The sequence below is a fragment of the Paraburkholderia sp. BL27I4N3 genome (assembly GCF_003386115.1).
Taxonomy (GTDB): domain Bacteria; phylum Pseudomonadota; class Gammaproteobacteria; order Burkholderiales; family Burkholderiaceae; genus Paraburkholderia.
Genome location: NZ_QREJ01000001.1, coordinates 5466852 through 5488602, shown reverse-complemented (window position 1 = coordinate 5488602; position 21751 = coordinate 5466852). Strand labels below are relative to the sequence as shown.

22 protein-coding genes are annotated in these 21751 nt (G+C 63.2%); 13 read left to right on the top strand and 9 right to left on the bottom strand.

Going from position 1 to position 21751, the window contains the following annotated elements; all coding sequences use genetic code 11:
• The first annotated feature begins 522 nt into the window (after positions 1-522).
• Entirely contained in the window at positions 523-1506 is a 984-nt protein-coding gene (locus B0G71_RS25005) for a DUF4148 domain-containing protein (RefSeq protein WP_181916819.1), read from the top strand.
• Positions 1507-1547: 41 nt separating this feature from the next.
• On the opposite strand, the gene surE is transcribed toward B0G71_RS25005, so the two are convergent.
• The 3 genes from surE to B0G71_RS24990 all read right to left on the bottom strand — a co-directional run bounded on the left by surE (position 1548) and on the right by B0G71_RS24990 (position 3520).
• A complete protein-coding gene (gene surE, locus B0G71_RS25000; RefSeq protein ID WP_116145024.1) occupies positions 1548-2327 on the bottom strand; it encodes a 5'/3'-nucleotidase SurE in 780 nt (259 codons plus the stop codon).
• An 84-nt stretch (positions 2328-2411) separates the two neighbouring features.
• On the bottom strand, positions 2412-3152 hold the full coding sequence (locus B0G71_RS24995) for an LrgB family protein (RefSeq protein WP_116145022.1): 741 nt from the start codon (positions 3150-3152) through the stop codon (positions 2412-2414).
• The gene (locus B0G71_RS24990) at positions 3149-3520 is read right to left on the bottom strand and encodes a CidA/LrgA family protein (RefSeq protein ID WP_106278409.1); all 372 of its coding nucleotides are present in this window, start codon (positions 3518-3520) and stop codon (positions 3149-3151) included. Before B0G71_RS24990 ends, B0G71_RS24995 begins: the two co-directional genes overlap by 4 nt.
• 147 nt (positions 3521-3667) lie before the next feature.
• On the opposite strand from B0G71_RS24990, the gene B0G71_RS24985 reads away from it, so the two are divergent.
• Entirely contained in the window at positions 3668-4831 is a 1164-nt protein-coding gene (locus tag B0G71_RS24985) for an epoxide hydrolase family protein (RefSeq protein ID WP_116145020.1), read from the top strand.
• A gap of 542 nt (positions 4832-5373) precedes the next feature.
• Positions 5374-6333 (top strand): hypothetical protein, encoded by a 960-nt coding sequence (locus tag B0G71_RS24980; RefSeq protein ID WP_116145018.1) that lies wholly within the window; start codon positions 5374-5376, stop codon positions 6331-6333.
• A gap of 61 nt (positions 6334-6394) precedes the next feature.
• On the opposite strand, the gene B0G71_RS24975 is transcribed toward B0G71_RS24980, so the two are convergent.
• Together B0G71_RS24975 and B0G71_RS24970 are read right to left on the bottom strand one after the other, a co-directional pair.
• Positions 6395-7480, bottom strand: coding sequence for a TIGR03118 family protein (locus B0G71_RS24975; RefSeq protein ID WP_116145016.1), 1086 nt, complete (start codon positions 7478-7480; stop codon positions 6395-6397).
• A 130-nt stretch (positions 7481-7610) separates the two neighbouring features.
• Positions 7611-8516 carry a LysR family transcriptional regulator gene (locus B0G71_RS24970; protein WP_116121757.1) on the bottom strand — a complete coding sequence of 302 codons (906 nt, stop codon included), beginning with the start codon at positions 8514-8516 and terminating at the stop codon, positions 7611-7613.
• A gap of 160 nt (positions 8517-8676) precedes the next feature.
• Between B0G71_RS24970 and B0G71_RS24965 the strand changes: the two genes are divergently transcribed.
• The 6 genes from B0G71_RS24965 (at position 8677) to B0G71_RS24940 (ending at position 14389) form a co-directional block, all read left to right on the top strand.
• Positions 8677-9012, top strand: coding sequence for a helix-turn-helix transcriptional regulator (locus B0G71_RS24965; protein WP_116145014.1), 336 nt, complete (start codon positions 8677-8679; stop codon positions 9010-9012).
• The gene (locus B0G71_RS24960) at positions 9009-9458 is read left to right on the top strand and encodes an SRPBCC domain-containing protein (protein ID WP_116145012.1); all 450 of its coding nucleotides are present in this window, start codon (positions 9009-9011) and stop codon (positions 9456-9458) included. Before B0G71_RS24965 ends, B0G71_RS24960 begins: the two co-directional genes overlap by 4 nt.
• 39 nt (positions 9459-9497) lie before the next feature.
• Positions 9498-10136: a glutathione S-transferase family protein gene (locus B0G71_RS24955; protein WP_116121755.1), complete on the top strand. Its 639-nt coding sequence runs from the start codon at positions 9498-9500 to the stop codon at positions 10134-10136.
• A gap of 9 nt (positions 10137-10145) precedes the next feature.
• On the top strand, positions 10146-10385 hold the full coding sequence (locus B0G71_RS24950; protein ID WP_147308703.1) for a hypothetical protein: 240 nt from the start codon (positions 10146-10148) through the stop codon (positions 10383-10385).
• Positions 10386-10512: 127 nt separating this feature from the next.
• The gene (locus B0G71_RS24945) at positions 10513-11613 is read left to right on the top strand and encodes an aldo/keto reductase (RefSeq protein WP_116145008.1); all 1101 of its coding nucleotides are present in this window, start codon (positions 10513-10515) and stop codon (positions 11611-11613) included.
• 592 nt (positions 11614-12205) lie between these two features.
• The gene (locus tag B0G71_RS24940) at positions 12206-14389 is read left to right on the top strand and encodes a M1 family metallopeptidase (RefSeq protein WP_116145006.1); all 2184 of its coding nucleotides are present in this window, start codon (positions 12206-12208) and stop codon (positions 14387-14389) included.
• A 99-nt stretch (positions 14390-14488) separates the two neighbouring features.
• On the opposite strand, the gene B0G71_RS24935 is transcribed toward B0G71_RS24940, so the two are convergent.
• Positions 14489-15136, bottom strand: coding sequence for a glutathione S-transferase family protein (locus B0G71_RS24935; protein ID WP_116145004.1), 648 nt, complete (start codon positions 15134-15136; stop codon positions 14489-14491).
• A gap of 72 nt (positions 15137-15208) precedes the next feature.
• Positions 15209-15955 (bottom strand): SDR family NAD(P)-dependent oxidoreductase, encoded by a 747-nt coding sequence (locus tag B0G71_RS24930; RefSeq protein ID WP_116145002.1) that lies wholly within the window; start codon positions 15953-15955, stop codon positions 15209-15211.
• Positions 15956-16335: 380 nt separating this feature from the next.
• On the opposite strand from B0G71_RS24930, the gene B0G71_RS24925 reads away from it, so the two are divergent.
• Both B0G71_RS24925 and B0G71_RS24920 read left to right on the top strand, forming a co-directional pair.
• A complete protein-coding gene (locus tag B0G71_RS24925; protein ID WP_116145000.1) occupies positions 16336-17280 on the top strand; it encodes a metallophosphoesterase in 945 nt (314 codons plus the stop codon).
• 33 nt (positions 17281-17313) lie between these two features.
• Entirely contained in the window at positions 17314-17658 is a 345-nt protein-coding gene (locus tag B0G71_RS24920; RefSeq protein ID WP_116144998.1) for a cupredoxin domain-containing protein, read from the top strand.
• 156 nt (positions 17659-17814) lie between these two features.
• Here B0G71_RS24920 and B0G71_RS24915 read toward each other — a convergent pair whose 3' ends face one another.
• Entirely contained in the window at positions 17815-18804 is a 990-nt protein-coding gene (locus tag B0G71_RS24915) for a zinc-dependent alcohol dehydrogenase family protein (protein WP_116144996.1), read from the bottom strand.
• A 632-nt stretch (positions 18805-19436) separates the two neighbouring features.
• On the opposite strand from B0G71_RS24915, the gene B0G71_RS24905 reads away from it, so the two are divergent.
• Both B0G71_RS24905 and B0G71_RS24900 read left to right on the top strand, forming a co-directional pair.
• Positions 19437-20189 carry a hypothetical protein gene (locus tag B0G71_RS24905; protein WP_116144994.1) on the top strand — a complete coding sequence of 251 codons (753 nt, stop codon included), beginning with the start codon at positions 19437-19439 and terminating at the stop codon, positions 20187-20189.
• A 40-nt stretch (positions 20190-20229) separates the two neighbouring features.
• Positions 20230-21318, top strand: a complete 1089-nt coding sequence (locus B0G71_RS24900; RefSeq protein ID WP_116144992.1) for a diguanylate cyclase — start codon at positions 20230-20232, stop codon at positions 21316-21318.
• A 9-nt stretch (positions 21319-21327) separates the two neighbouring features.
• Here the strand turns inward: B0G71_RS24900 and B0G71_RS24895 are convergent, their stop codons facing one another.
• On the bottom strand, positions 21328-21552 hold the full coding sequence (locus tag B0G71_RS24895; protein WP_116144990.1) for a DUF1289 domain-containing protein: 225 nt from the start codon (positions 21550-21552) through the stop codon (positions 21328-21330).
• Between the last annotated feature and the right edge of the window lie 199 nt (positions 21553-21751).

Here is a 21751-nt window from a genome sequence, read left to right as displayed (position 1 = left end):
GGCGTGGCTAGCATCGCACAAATTACACGGCGTTACAAACGACTATGCGAGCGGCATGCGCAAGATGCGCAGCCGCTGCGCCGCACCAACGAGCATGGCGGTTTTGCTTTTTCACTGAGTCGATCCGTGATGGCGCTGCAGGCATAATCCGTTTTCCACCGTTGCGAGCTGCGCAGTCGGCCCGCGAAAAGTTCCGGACACCTTTCGGTTTTCCCGGATTGCTTCGCAGTTCCAGGTACTATCGGGAAAAAATACGCGTCGAGGCTGGCTTTTTCGGCCAATGGGCCATGCACAATCGGACGATTCGACGCCTCACTGATATAAATAGAAAATGAGCGCATCCAGTTCGCGTGCGCCTCCGTACGTGACTTGATCGGCCGAACCCGCGGCTAAAGCCGGGGCCGCGAACTCGCGGTCATCGTAGCGGCGTCCAACGGACCTGTTCGTCGCAACCTTCTGATGAATCCGGGCATTTCCGTGCAGCCGCGGACACGCATTCAACACGACTGGAAGGGCAGGCGCATGTATAGCGAACCCAGGAAGATCGTTCTCGCAGGTCTTGTCGTCAGCGCTGTTGCAATCGCTGCCTATGTCTCGCAGGCCGGCAAACCCTGGCAGTCGACGGACGAATTCGGTGCCGCGCGAGGTGAGACGCCGGCTTATCGCACGCGCGGCGACACGATCAGCGGCGCCGTCATATCCGGTCCGGTCACCGCTCGCAACGACTCGAGCGGTGCTTCGGCCAGCGGCCTGCAGGCGGCGCGCAATAGTCTGCAACGCAACGATCTTGCCGCCGCGCAGGCGCAACTGGATGCAATGCGTGCCGCGCGTCAGAACGACGATCAGGTGCGCGCGTTGCAAAAGGAAGTGCAGGCGCGCGCGGATAACGAGCAGCGTGCCGTGACCGTACCGCGAGCCGAGAAGGCGCCGCAACCTGCTGCGAAGCCCGTGCGGATGTCTTCTTCATCAGCGAAACATGGCCGGTCGCGTGAAAGCCGCGCTGCGGCCCGGGAGCAGACGAACCCCGAGGCGAACCGCGAGACGAGTTATGCGAAGAGCCAGGCCGCGTTGGACAGCCTGGTCGCCCGTGTCGACGGCCACAGCGCGCCGAACGCGAGAACGCCGGTCAACGGCGAACCGGCCATGGCTAGGCAACCGTCATCGGTTCAGGCCGAGCTGAAAGCGATGCAGAGCGCGAGCAGCGTGCCGGGCGTCGTGACGCCGCTAGTCCAGCAAGTGCCGCAGAAACCGCCGGTGGTTTCAACTGCGCCGACGGAGCCGCAAGCAGGCCTGGCCACGCAAGCCACCTTGCCGTCGCCGCCGTTGGTGCAGGCTATGCCGTCTGCCGGCACGGTGGCGAAAACGGACGGCGGCCCGAAAACGCGCTCGCAGGTGCGCGCGGAAATCGCCCGCGCCCGGGAAAACGGCAGCCTCCCCGCGTTCGGCAATCCCGACCCCGCGGGGCCGGGCGGGGCGCCGAGTCTCACCGCTGCGCCGCGTCCGTGACGCCGCGCAAACCGGCGATTGGCGGAAGGCGAGCCGCAGGATCAACTCAGCGAAGCCGCGAGCCGCGCGAAGATGGGCTCGTCGGTGCGATCGAAAGCGAGCGGTGTGACCGACACGCGCCCCGACGCCACCACGGCCGTTTCGCTGTCGGGATCGTTCGCGCGCGCGCCGCGTTGAAAGCGCAGCCAGTGATAAGCCATGCCGCGCGGATCGACTTGTGGCAACACGTCGATATCTTCCACCAGTCCAACGCCCTGGCGAGTCGGCGTGAGCGGACCGGCACGTGCCGCGTCGACATCGGGAAAGTTGATGTTCAGGCAGGTGGGCGCGGCGTGCTCGATTGCAAGCAGCTGGCGAACCACGCCGGGCGCGAGCGCACGCGCGGTGTCCCAGCGCACCTTGTCGCGATTGCTGAAAGTCTGGCTCAGCGCGAACGACGGCAAACCGAGCAACAGGCCCGTCATGGCGGCGCCGACAGTGCCTGAAAACATCGTCTCGATACCGAGGTTGCCGCCGCGATTGATGCCGGAAAGAATCAGCGTGGGCGGCGTATCGCGCATCAGATGGCGCACGCCCATCACGACGCAATCGCCGGGTGTGCCGGCCACGCCGAAACGCCGCTCGCCCTGACGGCTCACGCGCAGCGGCGAATGCAGGCTGATCGAATGCGACGTGCCGCTCTGATCGTGCTCGGGCGCGACCACCCAGACTTCGTGCGCGAGCTCGGCGGCCACGGCCTCGAGTACGGCGAGGCCGGGCGCGTCGATACCGTCGTCGTTCGTCAACAGTACCCGCGGCACTTTGGATTCATAGGCAGACATCGCGGCAAACTCCTTTGGATGGGTAAGGGAAGGGAAGCCTCATTATCCGGCCATCGGGCTTTTCTGTTGCTGCGATGACGTCGCTCAGCCCGTCAGCCAGCGCGCGACGAGCGGCATCAACACCGGGACGACGAACGCGGTGAACACACCGTTCAGGCCCATGCCGAGACCGGCGAACGCGCCCATTTCCTCGCTCACCTGAAAAGCGCGCGCCGTGCCGATGCCGTGCGATGCGATCCCCAGCGCGAAACCGCGCACCTCGGGTTCGGCAATGCGCAGCGCGTTGAGAATCGCGCGCGCGAACACGGCACCGAATACGCCGGTCGAAATGACGAGGACGGCGGTCAGGGACGGAATGCCGCCGATCTCGGAAGCGACCGCCATCGCGATCGGAGTGGTCGCGGATTTGGGTGCGAGCGACGCGAGCGTTTGATGCGACGCGCCGAACAGCGCCGCCACGCCGACCGACGAAACGATGGCCGTCAACGATCCCGCGACGAGGCCGCCGATCAGCGGCAACGCGGAGCGGCGCAGCTTCGGCCATTGCCGGTAGAGCGGCAGCGCGAGCGCCACGGTTGCAGGGCCCAGCAGAAAGTGAACGAATTGCGCGCCTTCAAAATACGTCGCGTACGGCGTGCCAGTGATTTCGAGCAACACCACCAGCAGCGCTACCGCGATCAGCACGGGATTGGCAAGCGGATTGAAGCGCGCCTTCGCGTAGATTGTCTGGGCGATGAGGTAGGCGATCAGCGTGATCGTCAGCCCGAGCAAGGGACTCGCGGCGAGATACACCCAGATCGCGCCGAGCTTTGGAAGGGCGGTCATGATGCGGACTCCGGCGCGGAGGGCTCGTGATGCTGGCGGCGCATCAACGCCCGCGTGACGAGCGCGGCCACCGCAATCGCGAGCGTCGTGCTGACCGCAATGGAGACGATCACCGCGACAGCGTCGCCGCGAATCCGGCTCGCGGACACCATGATGCCGACGCCCGCTGGAACGAACAGCAAGGACAGATGGCGCAGCAGTTCGAGCGCGGTCGGTTCGATCGCATCGGCGGTTTGTGGGCGCAGCATGATGAAGCCGAACAACAGCAGCATGCCGATCACCGGACCCGGCACCGGCAAATGGAACACGTACGACACACCTTCGCCGAGGCACTGAAAAGTGAGCAGGGCGGCGAGCGCTTGAAGCATGGCAGTCTCCAGAGTGCAAAACGGAAAAATGCGCCATTGTGTACCATGCAGCTTGCCTCGTGCTGGCTCGCTGCCTGAACGGGCCGTGGCTCCGCTGTTTGAGCCGGTTGCGCACGTCGACCCACATACCGTCCCGGACGAGTTGCCATGCAGACACAAGCGTTTCAGATTGCAATCGCCGACCACGAGATCGACGAGCTTCGCCGGCGTATTCGCGCGACACGTTGGGCGCCCGCGACGCCGTCGCCGGCCTGGCAACAGGGCGTCGATGCCACATGGCTGCGCGAACTGGCTGAGTATTGGGCCGAGCGTTTCGACTGGCGCGCGGCCGAGCGCGGCTTGAATCAGCAGCCGCAATTTCTCGCCGATGTGCAAGGGCAGCGCGTGCATTTCGTCCATCGGCGCGGCGTAGGGCCGGCGCCGTATCCGCTCGTGATCACCCATGGCTGGCCCGGCTCGTTCTTCGAGTTCCATGCGCTGCTCGACCGCTTATGCGACCCGGCCGCGTCCGGCGGCGATCCTGCCGATGCGTTCGACGTCGTCGTGCCGTCGCTGCCTGGTTTCGCGTTTTCGCAGGCGCCCGCGCAAGCCGGCACGTCCGCGTTTCAGGTGGCCGATGTGTGGGCCTCGCTGATGCAAGGCCTCGGCTATGAGCGTTTCGGCGCGCAGGGCGGCGATCTCGGCGCGGGCGTGTCGATCGCGCTCGCCGCGCGGCATCCGCAAGCCGTCGGGGGCATTCATCTCAACTTCCTGCCGAGTTCGTATGAGCCGGCCCTCGGCGCGGCGCAAAAACCGCTTACGCCAGCCGAAGAAAATTTCCTGCGGGAGAAAAACGAGTGGGCTGCGCAGGAAGGCGGCTATGCGCACATGCACAGCACCAGGCCGCTCACGCTCGCGGCGTCGCTCAACGATTCACCGGTGGGACTGGCCGCATGGATCGGCGAGAAGTTTCGCGCATGGAGCGATTGCGAAGGCGACGTGGAGCGTGTGTTTTCGAAAGACGATCTGCTGACCAACATCTCGCTCTACTGGTACACGCAGTGCATCGGCCCGGCGATCCAGATGTACTGGGAAAACCGCCTGCAGCCGATGCGTTTCGCCGAAGGGCAACGCGTCGCGCCGCCGGTCGGTTTCGCGCACTTTCCGAAGGAGATCAATCACCCGCCGCGCAGCTGGCTCGAAAGAACGTTCAACGTCGTGCAATGGAGCGACATGCCCGCTGGCGGACATTTCGCGGCGATGGAAAAGCCTGATCTGCTCGCGGCGGAAATTCGCCGCTTCTTTCGGCCGCTGCGGCAGCCGCGCAGCTAGTCGAAACGCGGCCGCCGGTGCCACGCCGGCACGTATGATTTGACGGACGCACGGCTTCACCGGAACGGTGCGCTACGAAGCTGAGCCGGACGCGGCGGAATAGCGCTGTCGTCTGTCGCAAAGTTGCGAACGCGTGGGCGCGCAAGCGACGTGTCTGCCAATCGTAAGCACATGACGAAACGCAGCGAGTAAGTTATTCGCGACGCTCACTGACGCATCCGCAACTATTGCGCAATGCAATCGCCCCCGACCAACCTGCGGCAGCACCACGTCATGTCTCTCTGCGTTTTGGCGGAAAGGCGATGCAAGGACGTGAAACGATAGACCAACCCTGATGCCTGCGCCCCGGTTCATCCGACTCCATCGCCGCAGATCGGCGTGCCCGGCTCGAATGTGACGCCACGATGGCACGATTCGCGATTTCAAACGTCGCGCACCTTGCGGCTGCTTCCGCGCCCCGAGGCAAGAACATGTGGATCAACCTTCGACAGTGACGCATCGCTCAAAAGGCGGTCCGTCGCTCACGCGTGCTTAGGAGCAACGTGAATCTTTTTCCGTGCACTCTCGTTTATGTCGATGTCGATGCGAAGCCGGGTCCCAACTCGACGAATCGCGATCCGCTCTCGTATGTAAGTCAGGCGGTCTGCCTGAACAACAGCTTGCGGCGCGTGGGCCTGCCGACCTTGACGATCATGACCAACGCGCCGGAGCTGGTCGCGCGCCGGCTCGAAAGCATACCGGCGGAGCATCGCCCGCTCGTGACGCGGCTCACCGCGACCATCGAGTTGCCGAAGAATACGCCGTTCTACGCGGCGCATTTCAAACTCGACCTGATGGACCAGGTGGCGGAGAGCTTGCCCGCCGACACGATGATGTTGCTGCTCGACGCCGACATGGTGGCGCTGCTGCCGCTCGACCGCGATCTGATCGAACGGTGCGCGCAAGCCGGCCTCGGTGTCTTCGATATTTCGGATCAGGTGTTTCCGGCTTATGGCAGCGAGCGGGTGGTCGCGGATCTGGAGATCGTCGCGAACCGGCGCTTGATGAATCCGCGCTGGTACGGCGGCGAATTTCTGATCGCGACACCCGTTGCGTTGCGCCGGCTGGTGCCTCGCGCGCGAGCCAGTTACGCACGCTATCTCAGCGAAAGCGAGCGTTTAAGGCATCACGGCGACGAAGCGTTCATCTCGGCCGCGCTCAATGCGCTCAGCGACGAAGGGCAAGTGCTGATCGAAGTCGGCGCGTATCAGGCTGTGGGGCGCCATTGGGCCGGCAACAACTATCGGGATTTGCGCTGGTTCCGTTGCTGTTCGTTCGTCCATTTGCCCGGCGGCAAGGCGCTGCTCGAAAAGGAAGCGCGTTTCGACGACTTCGCGCCGGACCGTTTCTGGCGCACCATGCGGGCGGCGCATTTACGCGGCCGCGTGCGTCACGCGCTCAAGCGGATCGTGAGGCTGCTGAACGTGCAGCGGCTCGCGGCGCGCATGCGCTGCGCGGCGTGAAGCGGCCGCCGCGCCAGTCACCTGCGCGTGGCGGAGGGCGCCCGCGACGCGCGTTCGTGCGTCACATTTTCACATCGATACGTCCGTAGACGCCGTTCGTTTCTTCATTCGGGCCGGCGGCGAAAAACAGCGTGTTGACCGGCTGATTGCTGAGCCCATTGCCGAACGCGATACCCCACAGACCGTGCTGCACGAACGGCGTGTTGTCGGGCAAGTTGATGGCGCCGAGAGACTGGCCGCTCGCCGGATCGAAGGCGTTGATCGTGCCGTCGCCGAAATTGCCGATCAGCACGTCGCCACTGAAGCGTCCAAAATTGGCCGGCGCCTGCGTGATGCCCCACGGCGCATTCAGCACGCCAGCTGAGGCGAAACGCTGCAGCAGATTGCCCGCCGTATCGTAGACATCCACGAAGCCGAGGCCGGCGCCGTCGACGTTGTCGTGGGCCTCCGCGTCCTGCTTCGCGTAGGTCACGAAGAGCTTTGCGCCGAGCGCCTGAATGCCGAACGGCGCGAAGCCCGCTGGAAGCGACGCGTCCTGGAACTTGCCGGGCGTCGATACCTTCGCGAAGCTCTTGTCGAAGACGTCGATTCTGTTGTTGTGAAAGTCGGCAGCGTAGAGGAAGTTGGCGCCGCCGTTGCTGGCCAGCGCGAGGCCCTTGTAGACCGCGCCGGCGCTGCCGCTGTCGAATACGACGAAGGCGGTGGTGGGCGCGACCGTCGGCGCCCACGCGGTAATCGTGCCGCCTTCGCCGGCAAAGATAAATGCGCCCACGCCGGATTTGCCGCCCTGAGTCACGACGAAGTCCGTCGTGCCGTTGAACACGATGCCGGTCGGATTCGCCGGTCCGTTGGTTCCGTTCGGAATGCTGACCACAAGCGATTGCGGCGTGCCGTTGCCGTCATAAAGCGTGGCGAGCGAAGTGGCGTTGTCGGCCACCCAGACGAAACCTTTTGGATTGAAGGCAACGCCCCATGCGTTTTTCAGATTCGGGTCCGTATGCGCCGCCGCGACGGCGCCGTCCGAGACGAGCGCCGTCGATGTAAACGATTGGCTGTTGACCGAATCGGAACCGCCGCACGACGCGACAAGACTCACCAACGCCGCGCCGCCCACGACGACGCCCAATGCTTTAAGCACAGATTTCATGGCCGCACCTCTCTGTCATGACCGATGGTCATTGCGCTTATTGAACGCACGGTGTCGCGGCTTTATTCCTTTGGCGGAGAAGTTTTTTGGTTCTTCGAAAGCTGGCGGCTGTGGCTGTTTTTCGAATGTGCTAGTCGCAGAAGTCCGGATTCTGCTGCACCAGTTCGTGCACCCACTCGCTGAACACCCGCACGGACATGCTCAAACGACGGTGCGGATAAAGAATCGAGAGCGGCAATGGCGCGCAATGGCAGTCGCGCAAAATCTCACGCAGCGCGCCGGATTCGATTGCCTTCGCCGCCATGAAGCGCGGCGTCTGGATCAGGCCCAAGCCTTCCACCGCGGACGCAACGTAGACCAGGCCTTCGTTGACTGCGAGTTTGCCCTCGATCGGTCTTTTGATCAGCACGCCGTCCGCTTCGAACTCCATCGGGTAGACGCGCCCGGTGCGCGCGGAAAAATAATTCACCGCGTGGTGCCGGTCGAGATCGTCGGGCGTGGCGGGCTCGCCCATCTGCTCGAGATAGGCAGGCGCGGCGCAGATCGTCATGCGCACGCTGCCGAGCGAGCGCGCCACCAGGTTCGAATCGTCGAGCACGCCGATGCGGATCACGCAATCGACGCCTTCCTGCACGAGATCCACGTTGCGGTCGGCCAGTCCCAGCTTCACGGTGATGTCGGGATAGCGCGCGTTGAAATCGCGCATCACGGGAATCAGCACGTGATGCGCGAACGTGGCGGACGTGTCGACGCGCACCGTGCCGCGCGGACTTTGACGTTTGCTGGATAGCGCCGACTCGGCGTCGGAAACCTCGGCGAGTATGCGGGCGCAGTATTCGTAGTAAAGCGCGCCGTCGTCGGTCACCTGCACGCGGCGCGTCGTGCGGTTGAGCAGGCGCACGCCGAGATGACTCTCCAGATTCTGCACGAGCGTCGACACGGAAGCGCGCGGCATTTCCAGTGAATCCGCCGCTTTCGAGAAACTGGACGCGTCCACAACGCGCTTGAACACTGCCATGCCTTGAAGGAGGTCCATACGGTGCTGTCCTCTCGACGCTGAGCGAATCCGTGATTGCGAATCGTTGGAATGATAGCCGTGGCGCGTCGAGGACGGACAGTATCAAGGGGCCTACGGGTTCACGGAGTCGGCCGCAAAAAACCTTGACTCCCGAAGTTCACGGCCTATAGTTCACCATATGGCAAAGTCTCCAGTCAGTCAACTCGACCGTACGTTTTCCGCCCTCGTGGACCCTACGCGGCGGGCCATCCTCGCGCGTCTCGAGCGTGAGCCGGGCTTGTCCGTCACGGAAATCGCGCGGCCGTTGCCGCTCAAACTGCCCGCCGTCATGAAGCATCTCGACGTGCTGAGCGATGCCGGTCTGGTGGCGCGCACAAAGAATGGCCGGACCGTCTCGGTCGAACTGGTTGCCGGCCCAATGGGAGAGGCGATGGCGTGGCTGCGACGCTACGAACGCTTCTGGTCCGCGAGTCTCGACCGGCTCGCCGATTTTGTCGAGAGGAACGACGAATGAACGAAAAGCCCAGCCTGACCATCATTCGGCGCATCAAGGCGCCGCCTGCAAGAGTCTACGCAGCATGGACGCGGCCGGAACTGATGGCGCGCTGGTGGGGACCGGACGCCGGGCCGGTGCTGAGCGCCGAAGCCGATCCGCGCGTGGGCGGCCGCTTTCGCGTGGTGTTTCAGACGCTGGACGGCGAAACGCACGACTGCCGTGGCGAATACCAGGAAGTGGAGACCGACCGCAAGCTCGTCTTCACATGGGAGTGGGTCACGCTGCCCGAGCGCCGGTCGCTCGTGACCATCCGGTTTCGTCCGATCGAAGAGGGCACCGAACTGCATTTCCATCATGCGCATTTCTTCGACGAGGCCGCTCGCGACGGTCATCAAACCGGCTGGACCGGTGCATTCGAGAAGCTGGACGCACTGCTTGCCGGGCTGGAAAACCAGGCCAAATGAAGCATATTCCACCGAAGTCAACGCACACTGAGGTCGACCATGAAGCTTTACTATGCTGAAACGCTGTCTCCCAGAAAAACCTGCGCATTGGCGCAATACTTAGGGTTGCCAATCGACTACGCCTTTGTCGATCTGCGCAAGGGCGAACATACCCGAGCAGACTATCTGGCGATCAATCCGAATGGCAAGGTGCCTTGTCTCGTCGATGGCGACAAGATCATCTGGGAGGCCGACGCGATCCTGTGCCATCTTGCGCAGCGCGCGGAATCTTCGCTCTGGCCGCGGGGCGCGCAGCAGCAGATCGACGTCGTGCGCTGGTTCAGCTGGAATAGCCAGCATCTGCTAAGGCATGCCGGTGCGCTGTACTTCGAGTATCTGATCAAGCCGTGGGTCGGACTCGGCGAGCCCGATCCTTCGAAAGTCGCCGAAGCGCAAGGGTTTTTCCGCAAGCATGCCGCCGTGCTCAACCAGCATCTGAAGGGACGCAAGTGGTTGCTTGGCGACGACCTGACGGTCGCGGATTTCTCGGTCGGCATCTCGCTGCCGTACGCGAAAGGCGCGGCGATGCCGCTTGAAGAGTTTCCGGAAGTGGTGCGCTGGCACGATCAACTGAACGCGATCGGCGCGTGGCGCGATCCGTTTCCCGCGCGTCAGGAGCGCGCCACGGCGAACGCCTGAGGAGGAGTCATGTGCTGCGCGATAGTTGCACTCACGATGACCTTGCTGGCTAGCTGGCGCAGCGAGTCGGGCTCGCTCGCCGGCCGCATCGGGCGGCTGCGCCGGATTGCGATCGCGATCATCGCGATCGGTGCCGCGGCGGGCTCCGCCATGGCGGCGGACGAGTTTGCGGTGGCAGGTGGCGGACAACAGTCGTCGTTGATCGCGCGGCTGGCGAGCATGCCGATTTGCGGGCACTTTATCCGCTAGTGGCGAGTGACGTGTGACCTGCGACCTGCGATCGTCGAGGCAAGTCGCTTTGAGTCGCATCGACGTGCTGTGCCGATTTGCCGTATCGTACGAAGTCACTGTACTGCGTGCGAATCGGGGGTACGTCATGGCACTTTTGTCGAAAAACGCTGCTGAGAGTGCGGGCAGACGCCGTTTTCTGCGCACGGCTGGTCATACAGCGATCGGCTTGTCGGCGTCGCTCGCATTGCCGCGCATGGCGGCGGCTCAAACGCCAACCCAAACGCCAACCCAAACGCCAACCCAAACGCCAACCCAAACGCCAACCCAAACGCCAACCCAAACGCCAACCCAAACGTCATCGCCAACACCTGGCTCGCCAACGCCTCAGTCGCAAACCGAATCCGCCGCCCCACCGCTCCCACGCATGTCGCAACGCGTGATTCCCGCCACGGGCGAACGCTTGCCCGTGGTCGGCTGCGGCACCTGGCGCACCTTCGATGTCGGCACCGATCCCGCCGGCCGCGCGCAGCTCGCCGACGTGCTGCGCATTCTGTTCGCAGCGGGTGGCTCGGTGATCGATTCATCGCCGATGTACGGCTCGTCGGAAGCGGTGGCCGGCGCGCTGCTCACGCAACTGGATGCGCACAACAAAGCCTTCGTCGCCACCAAGGTCTGGACCGAGGGACGCGAGGCGGGCATCGCGCAGATGGAGGAATCGCTGCGCCGCTTTCAGCAGCCGCGCATCGATCTGATGCAGGTTCACAATCTGCTCGACTGGCGCACGCAAATCGCCACGCTGCGCGACTGGAAAGCGCGCGGCCGGATTCGTTACATCGGCATCACGCACTACACGTCGAGCGCATTCGACGACGTGGCGTCCGTCATGCGCAGCGAGAAACCCGACTTAGTGCAGATCAATTACGCCGCGGACGACCGCGCCGCCGAAGCGCGTATCTTGCCGCTCGCGGCGGACTTGGGCATTGGGGTCGTGATCAATCAGCCCTTCGGTGGCGGCGGCCTGCTGGCACGCGTCGGCAAAACGCCGCTGCCTGCGTGGGCAGGGGAAATCGGCTGCACGAGCTGGGCGCAGATTCTTCTGAAGTTCGTGCTCGCGCAGCCGGCGGTGACGGTCGTGATTCCCGGCACGGGGCGTCCGCAATACATGGCGGACAATGTTCGAGCCGGTTCGGGCCCGTTACCCGGCAAGGCGATGTGCGCACGAATCGTGGCAGCGGTGAATGGTTAGCCGATTGTTTGGGTATTTATTCGCGCTAATTCCTGGTGAACTCTCCAGCTAGTTCAAATTAAAACCTCATTCGAGGTTATTCGCTTAAGCCCTCGCGTTATAGCACACTCTATCGCAAAGAAAAATAAAGTTTCCCGTAGTCATGCGCGCTATTGCAATTCTTAGAGGATTAACTCGGCTTCATTACCGATGCCATTCGATTTGCATACGCATCGCGCGAGTGAAAGAAAGTTTGTGAAAGGAAGTTGACACGGGAACGTTTGCCAAACTAGGCTACGCACTGTCGTCAAAAAACTGATCTAGTTTAATCCACCTGCCCGGAGACGCAGGTAAGCCGCCGCTTTGCCGATCAGCCGGACGATCGAATAACAGCCCGGGAAAATACCCAGGTCTGTCGAAATGAAAGCATTGTAATAAACGTGTGTCGCAATTTTAAAATCAGCCGCAAGTGCTGAGGCGCCAACACGTCTTTTTATTCTCGCTAGCAATTCGGTGCTAGTGCGGGAGACCTTTGTCGCTGAAAAAAAGAGAAATCCAGCTTAAGCACTCAACGCACTTTCTTTTGCCGATATTGTCAGTCGAGGATTAAATCATGCGTATAAATTTCCGATTGCAGATGCAGTGCCTCGCATTAGCCGGAGTTGCGATTCTGGCGGGATGCGGCGGCAGCGACGGCTCGTCTGCCTTGACGAGCAAATCCGGGCAGGCGCCCGCGGCCGCGTCAGGCGCGTCCGAAGTGGCGCTGGTCCCACCCGCCGCGCCGGTCGTGGCCGACACCTCGATCAACAAGACGGTGCCGCCGGTCGAGTTGCCGGACACGGTGACGCCGCTCAACTACAAGCTATGGTTCCGGCCGAACCCCGCGCTGTCTTCGTTCGACGGCCGCGCCGACGTGCAGATCAAGGTGCAGAAGGCCGTCAACGCGATCACGATCGCCGGGCACCGGGTCAAGTTCACCAACGGCACCATCTCGCTTCAGCCGGGCAACATTCCGTTGATCGCCACGCCGCAGGACGACGGCGACTTCTATCAACTGCGCCCCGCGAGCGGGCAGATCGCCGCCGGCAACTACTCGCTGCACATGGAGTGGAGCGGGATCATCAACTTCAAGACCTATGACGATCCGGTCGCGAAGACCGGCGGCAGTTGCGGCGACGATCCCTATCCGGGTTGCTCCGCGGCTGAAGGCGTATTCCGCGTCGACCTGAAGTCGACCGACGGCACGACGAGCGGCGCGATCCTCACGCAAGGCGAATCGAACCTCGCGCGCCAATGGTTCCCCGGCTGGGACGAGCCGGCTTTCCGGCCCACCTACGAGGTGAGCGCGGAGGTCCCGCAGAACTGGAACGTGGTCTCGAACGCGGCCGAGAAACCGGCGGTGAACGTGGATAGCGGCTACAAGCTGGTGTCGTTCGAGAAAACACCGCCCATGCCGTCGTATCTGCTGTTCTTCGGCGGCGGCCAGTTCGACATTCTCGAAGACGACTTCACGAGCCCGCTGCCCGACGGCAAAGGTCTGCATCTGCGGATTTTCACGCCGCCCGGCATGCGTGACTGGGCCAAACCGGCCATGCAGCAAACCAAGCAGGCACTCGATTACTACTATCGCTACACGGGCATTCCGCTGCCTCTCACCAAGTTCGACACGATCGCGGCCAACGACGCGTTCAAGGAGCAGAAGGACCTGAACTTCGGCGGCATGGAGAACTGGGGCGCCATTCTTGAATTCGCCGATGACATTCTGCCGGCACCGGGCACGACCATGTCCGACTACGGCGTGACGGTGCTCACGCATGAAGCCGCGCACCAATGGTTCGGCGATCTGGTCACGCTCGACTGGTGGGACGACGTCTGGCTAAACGAGTCGTTCGCGACGTTCTTCGAGAACAAAACCAAGGTGCGTTTCTTCCCGGACCGTTTCAGCTGGGTCGACGACGTGAAGAACAAGTACGCGGTGATCAACGCCGACCTGAAGTCCACGGCGTTCCCGGTGCAGCCGAACTTCAACGGCTGGGCGTCGAACGACTTCGTGCTGAGCGCGAGCGCCTTCACGTACGACAAAGGCGGTCACGTGCTGAAGATGCTGGAGAACTACCTGGGTGAAGAAGTGATGCGCAAGGGCCTGCAGTCATATCTCGCCGACTATTCGCTCGGCAACGTTACGCCCAGGCGTTTGTGGGACGAACTGTCGAAAGCGAGTGGGCAGCCGATGGTGGCGATCGGCGACAGCTTCGTGCGGCAAACAGGCGTGCCGCTGATCACGCTCGACACCCAGTGCGATCTGACGACCAACCAGACGGTGGTCACGCTGAAACAGTCGCCGTTCCCGAATCAGAATCAGTATCCGGGCACCCAGTGGACCATTCCGTTGACGCTCGCGTACGGCGACGGCCTCACGTCGCGCAAGACGTTGGCGATGAAGGACACGCAAACGCAGGTGCGTCTGAACGGCTGTTCCGCTGTGCTCGCCGATCCGAGCGGTCTCGATTACTACGTGACCAACTACAGCAACAACGCGTGGAGCCAGTTGCTCGCGCAGGGTAGTGCGCTGAAGGATCCGGTCCTGCTGACCAGTCTGCAACTCGAAGCGAAGCTGCTCGTGAACAACGGTCTCGCGGATCCGTCGCGCGTCACCAGTATCGGCTCGCTGAGCCCGGCGGCGACACCGCTTGCGCGCCAGTTGCTGATGACGGCGCCGACCACGCAGTCGCAGCGTCCGACGATCCGCTATCAGGGCAAGTTCAAACTGAAGCCGCAGGCGCAGCAAGGCCAATAAGCGGCCGTACCGGGTAGTCCAGCGGCCCGCATCGTGTTGCAGCGATGCGGGCCGCTGTTTTCATGCCGCTTCAGATGCCGCTTCAGATGCCGCCACAAGTCACGCCGTAGCGCTGGGTCGCGAGGACACTGTGTCGTACCACCGCCTGAGCGATTCCAGCTTAGCCGGCACTTGCATGTCGATTGCTTTGGCGGCGAAGTCGATCGTCACGAGCGCGGTGATGTCGGCAACCGAGAAGCGCTCGCCCGCCACGAACGCGGAGTGTTTCAGATGCTCGTCGAGGTCCGCCAGGAAATGAGCGGCCCGTTGCCGGCTGCGCTCGGCGAGCGCAGCAATCTGCTCGTAGTCATGCGGGCCGGCAATCGCGCGGCCCTTCAAACCGGGCGCGGTGTTGCGGATCGCTTCCATCACCGAGGCAAATCCCTCCTGTTCCGCGCGTCGTTCCCACATCGTGATCAGCGCCTTGTCTTTCGGCGCGGTGCCGAATAGCGGTGTGGCGGGATAGACGTCTTCAATGTAGCGCTGGATGGCGGGCACCTCTCCGATCGACGTGCCGTCTTCGAGCACCAGCGTCGGCACCACGCGCCGGGGATTGATCGCGCGATAGGCGTCGCCGTGCTGTTCGCGGTTGCCGAGGTCGACCGCCGCGAGCGTGACCGTCACACCTTTTTCAGCGAGAAAGATGCGTACGCGCCGCGAGTTAGGCGACGCAGTGGAATGGTAAAGCGTCAATGTTTCGGTAGTCATGTTGTTAGTCCTTTGAATGATGCTTCGCGGCGCCCGCTCTTGGCCGCGCGCGCCGCTGCGATCGGCCGAGGATCAGCCGGCCGTCTTGCCGCCGTCGACGGTCACGATCTGTCCCGTGACGAACGAGGCCGCTTCCGATGCCAGGAACACGATGGCACGCGCCACATCGACCGGCTGGCCGACCCGGCCGAGCGGCACCTTGGCGGCGAGCGCGGCTTTGTTCTCCGGCGTGCCGGTGAAACGGTCGAGCATGCCGGTATCGGTCGGCCCCGGCGCGACGGCGTTGACCCGCACGCCGGTGGACGCCACTTCGAGCGCCGCCGACTTGGTCATGCCTTCCACCGCATGCTTGCTGCCGGCGTACACGGAAGCGAAGGCCGCGCCTTCGTGACCGTACGTCGACGAAACGTTCACCACGCTGCCGCTCTTTTGCGCCGACATCACGCGCAGTTCGTGCTTCATGCTGAGCAGCGTGCCGAGCACATTGGTGTCGAACGTCGCGCTGTAGCTCTCGACGGTTTGACTGGTGATCGCGCCGGGTTGGCCTTCGGTGCCGGCGTTGTTCACGGCGGCGTCGAGGCGGCCGAAGCGCGCGATCGTCTGGTCGACGAGGTTGGCGACTTCCTCGTCGCGGCGCACGTCAGCCTGGATGAAGTGGGCGTCCGCGCCGAGTTCACGCAGCTCTTTTTCGAGTGCCTTGCCTTCGGCTTCGCGGCGGCCGGAGACGACGAGACGGGCGCCGGTTTCGGCGAAAGCGACAGCAGTGGCGCGGCCGATGCCGGTGAGTGCGCCGGTGATCAGAATGACGGGCTGGCTCATTTCAAACTCCTGATGGGTATGTGTTTGCGGTATGGGGCGAAGCGGGCCGCAGCGGGTTGATCGCGTTGCGATCGGCCCTGAATCGTTGCCTTGAGTGCAATTTAGTGACTTTCCGGGCGGAGTAAAAAGACTTTATAAGCTGGCGGGCATGCCTGTCAGGCATGAGTCGCTTGGGCAGCGCAAACGCTCGACGCGGGCCGTGCGTTCGCCCGCCACGTCGGAAGACCCTCTGTCCATCCATCAGCGCGCAGGGCGTTTCATCCACTCATTGATCGAAGCTGGAATAAAACCGACGCCGGCCTGGTCATGCCTGACGAACGACTCGCGAGGGCCGCCGGATCATCCACGGCTCGACTGCGATTCTTAAACGTGAGGTCAACATGTCATCACATGATTCATTCAACGCGTCGCGGCGCGGCGCACTCAAATGCCTTGCGTTCGGAGGTCTCGGCACGGTGTTCGTTCTGACGGGCGGCATTCTCACGCCGGTGGAGCTGGCACTCGCGGCCGACCAGAATTCCTCCGCCGCAAAAGGCGGTGTGCCGCTTTTCCTGCAGATCAGCGACTCGCACATCGGCTTTAACAAGGAAGCCAATCCCGACGTGGCGGGCACGCTGAAACAGACCATCGAGTACGTCAACGCGATGCCGGTCAAACCCGCGCTGACGATTCATACCGGCGATATCACGCATCTGTCCAAGGCGTCGGAGTTCGATCTGGCTGCCCAGCTGATGTCCGGTCTGAATATCACTGAATTGCACACCGTGCCCGGCGAGCACGACGTGACGGACGGCCCGGGAACCGAATACTTCAGCCGCTTCGGCAAGGCCTCGGACAATAAGGGCTATTACAGCTTCGACCATCAGGGCGTGCATTTCATCGGCCTCGTCAACGTCATGCATTTCAAGCCCAACGGCCTGGGCGGCCTCGGCGACGAACAACTCGAGTGGCTCGAAAACGATCTGAAAGGACGCTCGTCCAGCACGCCGATCGTCGTGTTCGCGCACATGCCGATGTGGACGATCTACGAGCCGTGGGGCTGGGGCACCGGCGATGCGGGCCAGGCGATGAGCTATCTGAAACGCTTCGGCTCGGTGACCGTTCTGAACGGCCACATCCATCAGATCGTGTCGAAAGTGGAGGGCAACATCACGTTCCATACGGCGCGCTCGACCGCCTATCCGCAGCCGACCGCCGGCAACGGCACCGGCCCTGGACCATTGACGGTGCCCAGCGACCAGCTTCCGAAAATGCTCGGTGTGACCAGCATCAAGATTGCCCGGCATCCGCTCAAGGCCACGCTCGACGACACGACGCTGGTTTAAACGTCAGTTCTTTTCTATTACAGGAGATCAGTTATGCAAACTAAAAAAATTCGCCGCGTTTTGCTCGCAATGGCCGCGAGTTCGGCACTGTTCGCGGCATCGTCGGGGTTGTCCGTGGCGCGCGCGGAGACGCCCAACACGGTCACCATCAAGAATTTCATGTTCGTGCCGATGGAGATGACGGTCAAAGCCGGTTCGACGGTGACGTGGAAGAATCTCGATGGCGAGCCGCACACGGTAGTGAACGACTCGGGCATGTTCCGCTCTGCCGCGCTCGACCAGAACGACACGTACCAGTTCAAGTTCGACAAACCGGGCGTGTACAAGGTGTTCTGCGGCATTCATCCGAATATGAAGGAGACGATCACGGTGCAGTGAGCGTGAGCGTTGCAGGAGCCGTCTACAGACTGCGGCCAGGGCCGGTGCGCATGCAAGGGCGGCTCAGGATCACCGCGTTCGTGGAAAACTGCCTCGCCGACGAAACCGCTCCCGCTGCACGCGCGGCGAACCGGCGCTCGAATCCGCCAGGTCGGTCTAGAGCGTCACGACGATCTTGCCGAACTGGCCGTTCTCTTCAAGATAGCGATGCGCCTCCACCATGTCGTCGAATCTGAAGGTGCGGTCGATCACCGGCTTGAGCGCGCCGCTCGCGAAGCCTTTCAGCACATAGTCCACCGCGGCCTTCTGCCGTACGGGGTCGCCGCTCGTCAGCCAGATGTTATGGGCCTTCACGGTCAGCACCTTGGCGATCATGTCGAGCAACGGCAGCGTCGTGGCTTCCTCGCTCAGCGCGCCATAGATGTAGGCGATGCCCTGAAACGACAGCGCCGCGAGCAGCTTCGCGAAGCTCGGGCCGCCGACCGGATCGAACGCCACGCGTGCGCCTTTGCCGTCCGTGATGCGCATGACTTCCGCCGCCAGATCGGTTTCGCCTGTCGCGACCACGTGCGCGGCGCCGGCTTCGAGCAGCCGCTCGCGTTTCGCCGAAGTGCGCGTGAGCGCGATCGACGTCGCTCCGGCGTAGTTGGCGATCTGAATCGCGGCAAGGCCGACGCTGCTCGACGCGGCGGGCACGATGACGAAGTCGCCCGGGCCTACCTTCGCGTCTTCGATCAGCGCGCCGTAGGCTGTCACGAACATCATCCAGACCGATGCCGCCTCGGCGGACGAGAGCGACTCGGGATGCTTCACGACCGCGCTGTCCGGCACGACGATCACTTCGCCATACGTGAAGTACTGGTTCATCGAGAACGACGGCATCACGTTGACCTTGTCGCCGGGCGCGATACCGGCGACGTCGGCGCCGATTGCTTCGACGACGCCCGCGGCTTCATAGCCGAGTCCCGCGGGAAACCGGACGGGCTCGATATAGGCGTCGCGGCGCCACATCGACTCGGCGCGATTCAGGCCGATGGCCTCGACCTTGATGCGAACTTCGTGCGGACCAGGCGTGACCACCGGCGTCTCGATGAATTCGAGCACTTCAGGGCCACCGGCTTTCGCAAACATGATGGTGCGTGACATTAACAATCTCCGGGTTGGGTGAGCGCCCTCGCCACGAACAAGGCAAGCGAGGCAAGCGAAGCGCGTGCGCTCAGGCTGTTTCAGCGGTTTGTTCAGCGGCTTCTACAGTAGGCGAATAAACTGGAAAATCCGAGTAGTGCTTTTGGTTGCCGCCCGAGAATGCCGTGCGGGCGTACGGCGTGACCGGCAGTTTGTGCTGGAGCCGGTACGGCAAGTCGCCGAGGCAGACGCTTTCCGAAAAGACCGGCCTGGCTGCGAAGCAGGCCGTCGGGAACAGCGCTTGCGTTTGAAATGCAATCCCCGAAGCGTTGACACCTCCACTGTGCCTGAAGTGCTGGCCGCATGATCGCAGCCACGAGCGGAGCCCTGCCGCGTGCGCCTGCATGTTTTGTCAGGGCGCCCGGCGCGTCTCTCGCGCACATTGCGCGTAGCAATGCGCGGTGTGGAAGGCTTTACATGTTTCTTTCGCGCAAAACTGCCTCGCAAAGACTGCGTTTAAAGCGCAGCATTGCCGTGTTGATGTCGTCGTGCGAAGGGCAGGTTGCGTGCTTCGAGCGGCTTTACATGCACCTGAAATCGTCTGAATAAAGTCGGCCTGCCGGCCGAACGTAAGGATTCCGGAGCGTATTGCGATGTACAACGATACAGACTCGCCAAAATCGGTGCTCGATGGCCAGCATGCCGGCGGCCAGGCGAGCGGTCTGTCAAATTCCGCCACGCCGCCGCCGAGGTTCGGACGCCTGGCGATGTGCATGGCCACGGCCAGCGCGCTTGCGCTCGGCGTGTTGGGCACGGTGGCGTATAGCGTCTGGTTCAACCACGATCAGCAGGCATACGCCGAAGCGATGGCCGGCGCACGCCGGGCGCTTGGCAACGGTGTATCGGCGAACTCGGCTGTGGCGGCTGTGATGGCGAAAAACGCCAGTGCGACTGCGGTCCCAGCCGCAATCGCGTCGGCCAAGTCGCCGCAAGCACTGTCTTCGTCACAGGCAATGGCGACGAGCGGCGCGACCGGGGCGGCATCGCCAGCGGGCCCGGATCCGGAAGCGGGCGGGCAGTTCGCGTCCTGGTCCGGCGAGGTCAAGGCCAAAGCCTTTGCGGCGCAGCCTGTTCGTGTTGCCAATGCGGCATCCGGCACGTCCGCGTCTACGGCGCCCCCACCCACGCCCGCCCGGCGGTCCGCGAACGCCAGCGCTGGACCGACGCAGCAGCTCGCCGCGTCGCATCCCGGCAAGGACGGCCGCGCCGCGCCGCAGGAGCGCCGCGCGCCTGAAAACGCGCGCCACAAAAACAACCTGTTCGCCCGCATGGGGCTCTTCTTTCGTCGTGTGAATTACCGGCAACATGGCAACGCAAATCGGCAAGACATCTATTCCCATCCGTGAGCCGCGTCGTGCCGGGCGCGCCGGTTCAGATGGCGCTTTCATGAGCCCCTTCAGACGCGCTCCCGCCATGCTCGCCGGCGCGTCATTGCTTTGTCTGCTCGTGGGCCTGCTTTATCTCGCGTTGCAGATCAGGACCATCTTTTCCGATCAGTTGAAGCAGGAATACGCCGGCCTCGTGCTCGAAGCGGCGGAGCGCGCGGAAAGTGCTCGCGCAATCGTCGACGTGTGGCAGCAAAGCGCGCAGCAGCAAGCGCAGCAGCAAGCCGGCGACAGCCAGGCGCGAACGCAAGGTTATCGCCATGCACGTATCGAACTCGCCGATCGCCTGAAGTCGCTCGCGGCATTGGTGAATGCGAGCCCATCGGCGGCGCCGCGGATGCCGCCATCGGCATTGGCGCCCGATGCCAGTCTGAATGGCACCGATGCGTTGCTCGCCACGATCCAGTCGTATTGGCGCGCGCAACGCGATGCCGATGGCGCCGACGTGCGCCTGCGCATTGCCCATGTGGCGAACGTGTTGATCGCGCTGGCCGCGCTGCTGTTCTGCATGTTGCTCACCGCGCTCGGCATGTACGCGAAACGCAATCGTCAACTGGCGGGCGAATCGCACGAATTCGAGTACGCGGCGTTGCACGATTCCCTGACCGGCTTGCCGAACCGGCGCAACCTGTTCGCCACGCTCGACGAGGTGGCGGCGAATTTGCACGCCGGCCCGACGTCTCGCCAGATCGCCGTGCTGTATGTCGATCTGGACGGTTTCAAGCAGGTCAACGACACGCTTGGTCACCGCGTCGGCGATGAATTCCTGGTTGCGGTGTCGCGGTCCTTTCGCGAGTCGGTACGCAAAGGGGATATCGTCGCGCGTATTGGCGGCGACGAATTCGCGGTGCTGATTCGGGAGTATTCGACGGTGGATGAATTGGCCGAGATTGCTCGACGGCTGATAACGTGCGTGGTCGAGACCGACGCGGAGATGGGCATCGGCGTGGTGCGTGCGAGCATCGGTATTGCCAGCTACCCCGATCCCGTCAGCGATTATCAGCGCCTCGTCGCCGCCGCCGACGACGCGATGTATCACGTCAAGCGCGGCGGCAAGGACGGTTACGCGTTCGCGGCTCGGGTTGATTGAGCGGCGCACTCAGGACGTTTGAGTCTCGGGTGCCGGCTGCGCCGCTTGCGCCCCTTCCGTCGCCCGTTTCATTATCGCTTCCCGGCCTGGCCGTTCATTGATGACCGCGAGACGCACGTCGTCGCTCATGGTCTTCCACGCGCGGATTTCGTCGCGCGTACGCAGACAGCCGAGACAGAAGCCCGTTTCGCCGTCGAGTTTGCAAATGTCGATGCAGGGTGACTGGATTGTCATGATCCGACCAGCGGTTCCGTGGGGTTGACCTCGCCGGTGATGGGCGAGAGTCGGTGGGAAAATGCTGCAGCATTGTAGGGGAGAAGCGCGCTTCGCGGGCCAAAGCGCGTGCGCCGTCGCGCACGCCGAGTCTTGTTTCGTGTTACAAAATCGGGGCTTACACGCGCGCGTCGATGCACGCGCCGGCGCCGCCGCAGTC